The organism is Chamaesiphon sp. OTE_8_metabat_110, from assembly GCF_031382685.1.
Taxonomy (GTDB): Bacteria; Cyanobacteriota; Cyanobacteriia; order Cyanobacteriales; family Chamaesiphonaceae; genus Chamaesiphon.
In genome coordinates this window covers 1-7,797 of the sequence record NZ_JANMZA010000452.1, presented here as the reverse complement: position 1 = coordinate 7,797, position 7,797 = coordinate 1, and the positions used below count along the sequence as shown (strand labels likewise).

At 46.0% G+C, this 7,797-nt stretch carries 8 protein-coding genes and 1 pseudogene; 4 read left to right on the top strand and 5 right to left on the bottom strand.

Going from position 1 to position 7,797, the window contains the following annotated elements; translation table 11 throughout:
• The first annotated feature begins 517 nt into the window (after positions 1 to 517).
• On the top strand, positions 518 to 1,357 hold the full coding sequence (locus RMO52_RS16675; RefSeq protein ID WP_309739684.1) for a peptidoglycan-binding protein: 840 nt from the start codon (positions 518 to 520) through the stop codon (positions 1,355 to 1,357).
• A gap of 208 nt (positions 1,358 to 1,565) precedes the next feature.
• Positions 1,566 to 3,581, top strand: coding sequence for a biosynthetic arginine decarboxylase (speA, locus tag RMO52_RS16670; RefSeq protein ID WP_396135030.1), 2,016 nt, complete (start codon positions 1,566 to 1,568; stop codon positions 3,579 to 3,581).
• A gap of 247 nt (positions 3,582 to 3,828) precedes the next feature.
• Here speA and RMO52_RS16665 read toward each other — a convergent pair whose 3' ends face one another.
• The 4 genes from RMO52_RS16665 to RMO52_RS16650 all read right to left on the bottom strand — a co-directional run bounded on the left by RMO52_RS16665 (position 3,829) and on the right by RMO52_RS16650 (position 6,487).
• Positions 3,829 to 4,167 carry a type II toxin-antitoxin system PemK/MazF family toxin gene (locus tag RMO52_RS16665; protein WP_309739679.1) on the bottom strand — a complete coding sequence of 113 codons (339 nt, stop codon included), beginning with the start codon at positions 4,165 to 4,167 and terminating at the stop codon, positions 3,829 to 3,831.
• Positions 4,167 to 4,403: a hypothetical protein gene (locus tag RMO52_RS16660; protein ID WP_310416374.1), complete on the bottom strand. Its 237-nt coding sequence runs from the start codon at positions 4,401 to 4,403 to the stop codon at positions 4,167 to 4,169. Before RMO52_RS16660 ends, RMO52_RS16665 begins: the two co-directional genes overlap by 1 nt.
• A gap of 163 nt (positions 4,404 to 4,566) precedes the next feature.
• A complete protein-coding gene (locus RMO52_RS16655) occupies positions 4,567 to 5,355 on the bottom strand; it encodes an ABC transporter ATP-binding protein (RefSeq protein ID WP_310416370.1) in 789 nt (262 codons plus the stop codon).
• 37 nt (positions 5,356 to 5,392) lie between these two features.
• Positions 5,393 to 6,487, bottom strand: coding sequence for a branched-chain amino acid ABC transporter permease (locus tag RMO52_RS16650; protein WP_309742046.1), 1,095 nt, complete (start codon positions 6,485 to 6,487; stop codon positions 5,393 to 5,395).
• Between the two features lie 193 nt (positions 6,488 to 6,680).
• On the opposite strand from RMO52_RS16650, the gene RMO52_RS16645 reads away from it, so the two are divergent.
• On the top strand, positions 6,681 to 6,806 hold the full coding sequence (locus RMO52_RS16645; protein WP_310416367.1) for a hypothetical protein: 126 nt from the start codon (positions 6,681 to 6,683) through the stop codon (positions 6,804 to 6,806).
• A 51-nt stretch (positions 6,807 to 6,857) separates the two neighbouring features.
• Here the strand turns inward: RMO52_RS16645 and RMO52_RS16640 are convergent, their stop codons facing one another.
• On the bottom strand, positions 6,858 to 7,280 hold the full coding sequence (locus tag RMO52_RS16640) for a hypothetical protein (protein ID WP_310416364.1): 423 nt from the start codon (positions 7,278 to 7,280) through the stop codon (positions 6,858 to 6,860).
• A 98-nt stretch (positions 7,281 to 7,378) separates the two neighbouring features.
• On the opposite strand from RMO52_RS16640, the pseudogene RMO52_RS16635 reads away from it, so the two are divergent.
• A pseudogene (locus RMO52_RS16635) lies at positions 7,379 to 7,797 on the top strand (histone deacetylase); the annotation flags it as partial.

The window sequence follows — 7,797 nt, the reverse complement described above, 5'->3', positions numbered from 1 at the left end:
TAAATAATTAGTTAATTCAAAGAAAAAGCCCCAACTTACCAATTGGCAAGTCAGGGACGAATAATCAGGGTGCATCTACCACTCCTATATCCACACTCTCTCCACCCTTATCGGGACAAAATTAAATAATTAATTAATTCCCAGAAAAAGCCCCAACTTACCAATAGGCAAGTCAGGGACGAATAATCAGGGTGCATCTACCACTCCTATATCCACTCTCTCCCTACCCTTATCGGGATGAATTTAAATAATTAATTAATTCCCAAGAAAAAGCCCCAACTTACCAATCGGCAAGTCAGGGACGAATAATCAGGGTGCATCTACCACTCCTATATCCACACACTCTCCACCCTGATCGGGATGAATTTAAATTAATTTATTTGGGTTGGGAGTTGGGAGTTGGGAGACTAAGAAATGCTGGTATTTCCTCAAACCTAAAGCCCAAAGCCTAAAGCCTAAAGTCTAGCCTAAAGCCTAAAGCCTAAAACCTATTCCCTATCCCCTATCCCCTATTCCCATGACAACAGTAAAAGAGGCGATCGAGACCATGATTCAATCCCGCACCGTCGATACCGGACGCGTTAGCGGTTTGAGTCGGCAGATTATCGCCCAAATGAACACATTACAAACCGGGATCTTGATTAACTTTGAAAGTCTCCGGGGGATTAGCAGTACCAACGAAGCGCACCTAAATCTCTATCTCCAAGCCGAACCCAGAGAAAGCTTGCGAGCGGCGTTGCGGGAAGGTACCAGCAAGCAACCCAATCTCAAAATGACAATCAACTCGGCTTATCGCACCGTCGCTCAGCAACACGTCCTCTATCGCGTCTTCCGTCGCGATCCCAAATTAATTCCCCAAGCCGCTAAACCGGGCAATAGCAATCATGAAGATGGTCGCGCGATCGATGTCAGCAATTATAATGCCTGGAAACCCTATCTACTGGCGCATGGATGGCAGTGGTTGGGTGGTAACGATCCCGTACATTTCTTTGAAAATAGCGGTCGCGATGACGTTGGCAACTTGGGCGTGAAAGCTTTTCAGACCCTCTGGAATAAATACAATCCCAGCGATCGGATGACCGTCGATGGTAGCTTCGGCGACCAAACCGCCGCGAGAATGGATCGCTGTCCGATCGCGGGTTTTGGCACTACTACCGTCTTTCGGCTGGGCGATAGCGGATCGATCGTCAACCGGATTCAACAGAGCCTTACCAATGCCGGATTCCCGACCCCCGTTACTGGTGTGTTCGATCGCGATACCCAAGCGACAGTCGCTAAGTTTCAGCTCCAAAAAGGCTTGAGTGCCGATGGTTCGGTCGGCCCGATGACCCTGAAAGCATTGGGAATTAAGCTGTGAAATCATCCATTTGAGGGAACATCGCGATCGCCAGAAATATCTATAATGTGAGTAAATATCCGATCGAGCTAGTTTCGTGCGAGCGATGGGTATCTTATACATAGATAAGTGCATTAAAACGATCGAGCGACCCTCGAATAATGCGTTAAAATTGCAGACGGGAATTTATCCGATAGGAAAAATGGGATAGGCAGTGGCAGAAAAAAATATGGAATTAGAGCTACCAGATGCAAACGTAGCTGCGGAATTGAATCAACTCTTGAAAAATACCGTAGATCGTCAGGATAAAGCACCAGTGGGTAAAAAACAGCCGCAACAAGCTGAACAGCCAAAGGCACCTTGGACGATCGAAGATAGTGAGAATCTCTATCGGATTCAGGGCTGGGGCGAACCTTACTTCTCAATTAATGCCGCAGGACACGTCACTGTAGCTCCTCAAGGCGATCGCGGTGGCTCTCTAGACCTCTATGAGCTAGTCACATCGCTCCAGCAACGCAATTTGGCACTGCCGATGCTGATTCGGTTTTCAGACATCTTAGAACACCGGATCGAGCGGCTAAATTCCTGCTTTGCTAAGGCGATCGCGCGTTATAACTACGCTGGCATTTATAAAGGGGTGTTCCCCGTCAAGTGCAATCAACAAAAGCACCTGATCGAAGATCTCGTCAAGTTTGGCAAGCCCTACCAGTTTGGTCTTGAAGCAGGTTCCAAGCCCGAGCTGACGATCGCGATCGCCATGCTCGACAATCCTGGTTCGTTACTAATTTGCAACGGCTATAAAGACCGCGAATACATCGAAATGGCGATGCTCGCGCAGAAATTGGGTCAAATGCCGATTATCGTCCTCGAACAAATCGAAGAAGTGGACATGGCGATCGCTGTCGCCCAATCGCTCGGCATCAAGCCAAATCTCGGCGTCCGCGCCAAGCTCAACGCCAAAGGCATCGGTCGCTGGGGCGTTTCTAGCGGCGATCGTGCCAAATTTGGGCTGACAGTCCCCGAAATCATCATGGTGGTGGATAAGCTTAGAGCCGTCGATATGCTCGACTCACTGCAACTGCTGCACTTCCACATCGGCTCGCAAATCTCCTCGATCTCGGTAATCAAAGATGCGATCGGCGAAGCTAGCAAAATCTACGTCGAACTCGTCCAACTGGGCGCGAATATGAAATATCTCGACGTCGGCGGCGGTTTGGGGATCGACTACGACGGCTCCCAAACCAACTTCCACGCTTCCAAAAACTATGACCTCCAAAACTACGCCAACGATATCGTTGCCGAAGTTCGCGAGACATGTGGTGAGAAAAATATTCCCGTCCCCACCTTAATTAGTGAAAGCGGACGCGCGATCGCGTCGCACCAATCCGTACTAATTTTTGACGTTCTGAGTACCTGTGAAGTCCGGACTGACTTACCACCCGTAAGTACTACTACCGAACATCAGATCGTCCGCAATCTGTGGGAAACCTACGAGAGCATCAACCCCGAGAACTTCCGCGAAGCGTTCTATGATGCCAACCAGTTTAAAGACGAAGCCCTCAGCCGCTTTAAATTTGGTTATCTCACCCTGACAGAGCGATCGCGTGCCGAACAACTGTATTGGGCTTGTTGTAAAAAAATCCTCGATATCGCCAAACGCGAGGAATATATGCCCGAAGATTTGGAAGAACTCGAACAAATCATGGCGTCGATCTACTATATCAATCTGTCGGTATTCCAATCCGCACCCGATAGTTGGGCGATCGATCAACTCTTCCCGATCATGCCGATTCATCGCTTGGCGGAAGAACCCGTGCGTCGCGGTATCCTCGCCGATCTCACCTGCGACAGCGATGGCAAAATCGACCAGTTCATCGACCTCAAGGATGTCAAACACGTCCTCGAACTGCATCCCTTAGAAGCGAATAAACCCTATTATTTAGGGCTATTTCTCGGCGGTGCCTATCAAGAGATCATGGGCAATCTGCACAATCTCTTTGGCGACACCAATGCCGTCCACATCAAACTCACCCCCAAAGGCTACAAGATCGAACACGTTGTCAAGGGTGACACGATGAAAGAAGTTGTCGGCTACGTCCAATATGATGTCGAAGATCTGATTGAGAGTATTCGGCAAAAAGCCGAACAAGCGCTGCTCGAAAATCGGATCGAGATTTCGGAAGCTCAACGCCTATTGCAAAACTACGAACACAGTCTCTCGCAGTACACCTACCTCGCTCCATAGCCTGGAAGTCTAAGCTAAAAGCCGATCGATCTTTGTCCGAGAGGATGAAGATCGATCGGCTTTTAGTATGTTTATAGAACCTATTCTAAGATCTCTCAATCTATAGGCGATCGTCCCTAAGATGAGGCTGTGCCTACAGCAACTTAAATTAGTTGCAGGGACACACAACAAAAGTTACGTGAGTGTTTTAGCAAATAATCGGAACTAGAGATTACCTCTCGGCGCGGCTACGCCAACGATAAAGAAACTACAAATGCAGAATAGTTCTGACACCATCGTCTACCTCTAATTGCAATTCATCTGGCAGCGAACCAATTCTCTCTACCAAGAATTTTTTGTCTAACGTGAGAATCTGAGATACATTTGCAACAGAATCTTTTGGTAATCCCGATGCAGCTCTTGGCAACAACACATTACCTGGAGCTGCTGCCAAATTAAGATTGGATGTGATAATCACCACAATAACGGTATTGATGTTGCTTTGAGTAAACGTGTCATCTTGAATCACTAAAACAGGGCGATTGTATCCAGGCTCCGAGCCTACTGGTTCTGGTAGATTTGCCCACCAAATTTCGCCTCGGTACATTACCATTCCTCACGCGGTAAAGACATAAATTGCATAGTGGCGATCGTCGGATCGAGATCGGAAGATTCTGCACTGTATATATTGTTTAATTTGCTCAATATCTGTTGACGATTGTATTTTGATAGATAAGCTTGTAACGCCGTTGAGTAAAGTTCACTGCGGGAAAGTCCTAACTGTTGCGCGAGGGCTTCAGCTTCGGCAAAAACTGAGTCTGGCAAAGAAATAGCCGTTTTCATAATTGGATTACCTAGCATCATTATAATCTAGTTATACCCTGGTCATACCAAGATTGCAATCCCGGAGACTAGGATTGTCTCTCACAATGATGTTGTATCGGCTGATGGCGATCCATGTTTGTGTTTGTTGCGTAAGCCCAACAAACACAAACATGGATTGCATCTAATCAATCCCTAAATAAGCTTCAATTACTCGGGGATCGTTCTGAACTTTATTGGGCGTACCATCGACGAGATTAGTCCCTTCAGCGAGTACCCATACGCGATCGCACAATGTCATAATCACGTCCATATTATGCTCGATAATTAGGAATGTTAAACCAGCTTTACGCCAATTGAGAATGTGCCCGCAAATATCTTCAATCAAGCGCGGATTGACACCCGCAGCGGGTTCATCTAATAAAATTAATTTCGGATCTGCCATCAAAGCGCGACCGATTTCCAGCAGCTTGCGCTGTCCGCCCGAAAGTCCACCTGCATAATCATTTGCCTTGGTACTCAATCCTACGGAATTGAGGATCGACATCGCCTTTTCTTTTGCTTCTCGTTGCTGGGATTTAACTAAGTTTGGTTGGAATAATACTTGCCAGATTTTCTCACCTGCTGGATCTTTTGCTCCTAGTAACATATTTTCCAATACTGACATTCGCGAGAGCGCTTTAGCAACTTGAAAAGTTCTCACCATCCCCAATCTTGCGATTTGATGGGATTGTAAATTATGGATTTTTTGACCGTTAAGTTCGATTTGACCGGAATCGGCTTTAATAAAATTGGATAGGAGATTAAAAAAGGTCGTTTTACCCGCTCCATTCGGGCCGATCAAACCCGTAATACTTCCAGTAGCGACTTCGATTCCGGCTGTTTGTACCGCTTTGATACCACCAAAAGTTTTACATAGTCCTTTGGCGGCGAGTAATGGTTGAGTAGACATCGGGATATAGTTGTTAGACATATAAAAATGTATTTATCAATTATTAATTATTAATTAATTACTTACCCAAAGTCAGTTCTTCTTTATTACCCAAAATACCTTGCGGACGTAGTATCATAATCAACATCAAAATTAGACCGATAATCATCACCCGAAATGCCCCTTGCTGAGTATCATCCAGGTTCATAGCCCGAAATATATTCTTAAATAATTCAGTCCGCGTCACCTCAGAATAGCCCCAGAAAATAATCGCGCCAATCACCGTCCCGAGATTATTACCCGCACCACCTAACATGATAATAATCCAAGCATTAAATGTCAGCAGCGGCTCAAAGTTATCTGGAAACACACTAAATTGCCAAGCATAAAAAGCGCCAGCAATACCCGCGATCGCGCCACCGAGCATGAAAGCTTGAAGTTTGTACCAAAAAACATTTTTACCCAAAGCCTTGGGCACTTCTTCATCTTCGCGAATCGCTTTGAGAATGCGTCCCCACGGTGAATGCACCAACTTTTCTAAGCCGATATAAACCACTGTTAATGTCGTCAAAGTTAGCAGCATCAAACCCGCTCGATAATCATATCGATAGTACGGCGGTAAAGCACCATAGAGAGCTAAAGATCCACATACATTCACAGTCAATACAAAAATAATCGCGATCGCACCGCTAATTAGGCGGTTATTTTCGACACGCATCCACAATAATAATCGCCATAATGCCAACCCACAAATTGCTGTCAACCAGATAATAAAGAAGATTTTGCTAGGATAATTAGGATTAAAATCAAACGGTTTGGGATAGCCTTGAACGCCGAAGGTACCTTTCGTCAACCATTTTTCATTTTTGGCTACCAAGCGGACTAATTCCGACACGCCAATCGTGACAATTCCCAGATAGTCTTCGCGCAGTCTCAGCGTAGACATCCCAATCAGCAGCCCCAATAATGCCGATAAACCAGCCCCAACCGCAACGGCGATCGGAATCGGTACGCCCTGCAACGACAGTAACACGGTAGAATAGGCACCGATCGCCATAAATGCCACATGTCCGAAATTAATCAGCCCAGTGACTCCCCACTGGAGGTTTAAGCCCAAACTAAAGAGCGCATAGGTAGCAGCAGAAATCGTCAAGAAGACAAAATAAATGACCATCAGGCAGAATTGATGAATTATCGATCGGGAGTTAATAGTCTTAGAATACTATTGTGGCGATCGTTTTAGCTGATGATAGCTGAATGTCTGAAATATTGCACCCGCGATTCTCTTTCGGAGACACTCCGTGAACGCCAATCTCCGCCCGACTTACCGCTTGCCAATGCCAAATTACCACGCGCAGCGGTAGTGGGTGGGCACTATCGCCGAACGCGGTTGGGCTGTAGGAACACAAAAGGCTGCCTGGGAAGCGGGGAGCTATATCTGCGATTCGGTGCAGGTATTGGAAGTGCTGCAATATGCCTCAGTCCCGATTTAAGTCCCCTTCCCAGTCAATTTTGAGGCGATATAAATTATGATGACTGACTTTTTACCGTTGAGGCTGAAGTCCTTCTGCCTGTTTTAGTACGGCATTCATAAACTGCTGCGCTCTTTCTGTATTTGCACTATTAAGCATTACTAGTTGAACGTTACTTCCACTCCGAACTGCTAAGTATTTATTTTTAAGTACAAAATACAAAATAATAAAGATAAAACCAACCATCAAAGAGATAGTTAGAATACCGATCGTCAATAAAAGTGGATTGCCCTCTTCAACAATCTCAACAGAATCTATTTGAGTTAGTAAAACTGCACAGTGCCGCCGAGCAATTATTTTTTGAGTCTTTTCGACCAATCGAGTCGGCTGGAGTTGCAGCGTCGTCCGACCCCAAAAGCCAGGAACGATCATCCCATAGCTATAAACACCCGCACTGCCTGTTAATTCTAAGATCGCATCTTCACGGTTGAGCATCCCAATTTTCCTCTAGTCTGTTAAATTAAGAGTACCCACTTGGCTTGTGAAAATTGTCTCATTGCTCGAAGTCGGCAAGATAAACAATTATTTAGTTTATGTTCCCAGTTATCTATTCAGACGAATTTTTATTACACGAAACCGGAGCCTTTCATCCCGAAAAACCAGCTCGACTGACAGCAATTAAGTCAGCACTAGAAAGATCTAAATCGGCAGATCGACTCGATTGGCGAGAGCCGACACCTGTACGAGTGAGATCGCCATTACCTTGGATCGAGAAAATTCACCCAACTGAATATATCCAGTCTGTACAGCAGCTCAGTCAAAACGGCGGATCGATCGATCCCGATACACCCGTCTCTACCAGAACTTATGATGTTGCACTCTTGGCTGTCAATGCGTGGCTGGATGGGGTCGATTTGGCTTTCACTGGCGAACCTGCATTTGTGCTAGCGCGTCCGCCTGGGCACCATGCAGAGCCATCTGGGGGGATGGGATTTTGCATCTTTAGTAATGC

What these genes read in the sequence shown, in the direction of transcription:
- RMO52_RS16650 (WP_309742046.1), bottom strand. Translation starts at nt 6,487, where the DNA reads ATGGTCATTTATTTTGTCTTCTTGACGATTTCTGCTGCTACCTATGCG.
- RMO52_RS16675 (WP_309739684.1), top strand. Translation starts at nt 518, where the DNA reads ATGACAACAGTAAAAGAGGCGATCGAGACCATGATTCAATCCCGCACC.
- RMO52_RS16640 (WP_310416364.1), bottom strand. Translation starts at nt 7,280, where the DNA reads ATGCTCAACCGTGAAGATGCGATCTTAGAATTAACAGGCAGTGCGGGT.
- RMO52_RS16660 (WP_310416374.1), bottom strand. Translation starts at nt 4,403, where the DNA reads ATGAAAACGGCTATTTCTTTGCCAGACTCAGTTTTTGCCGAAGCTGAA.
- RMO52_RS16665 (WP_309739679.1), bottom strand. Translation starts at nt 4,167, where the DNA reads ATGTACCGAGGCGAAATTTGGTGGGCAAATCTACCAGAACCAGTAGGC.
- speA (WP_396135030.1), top strand. Translation starts at nt 1,566, where the DNA reads ATGGAATTAGAGCTACCAGATGCAAACGTAGCTGCGGAATTGAATCAA.
- RMO52_RS16655 (WP_310416370.1), bottom strand. Translation starts at nt 5,355, where the DNA reads ATGTCTAACAACTATATCCCGATGTCTACTCAACCATTACTCGCCGCC.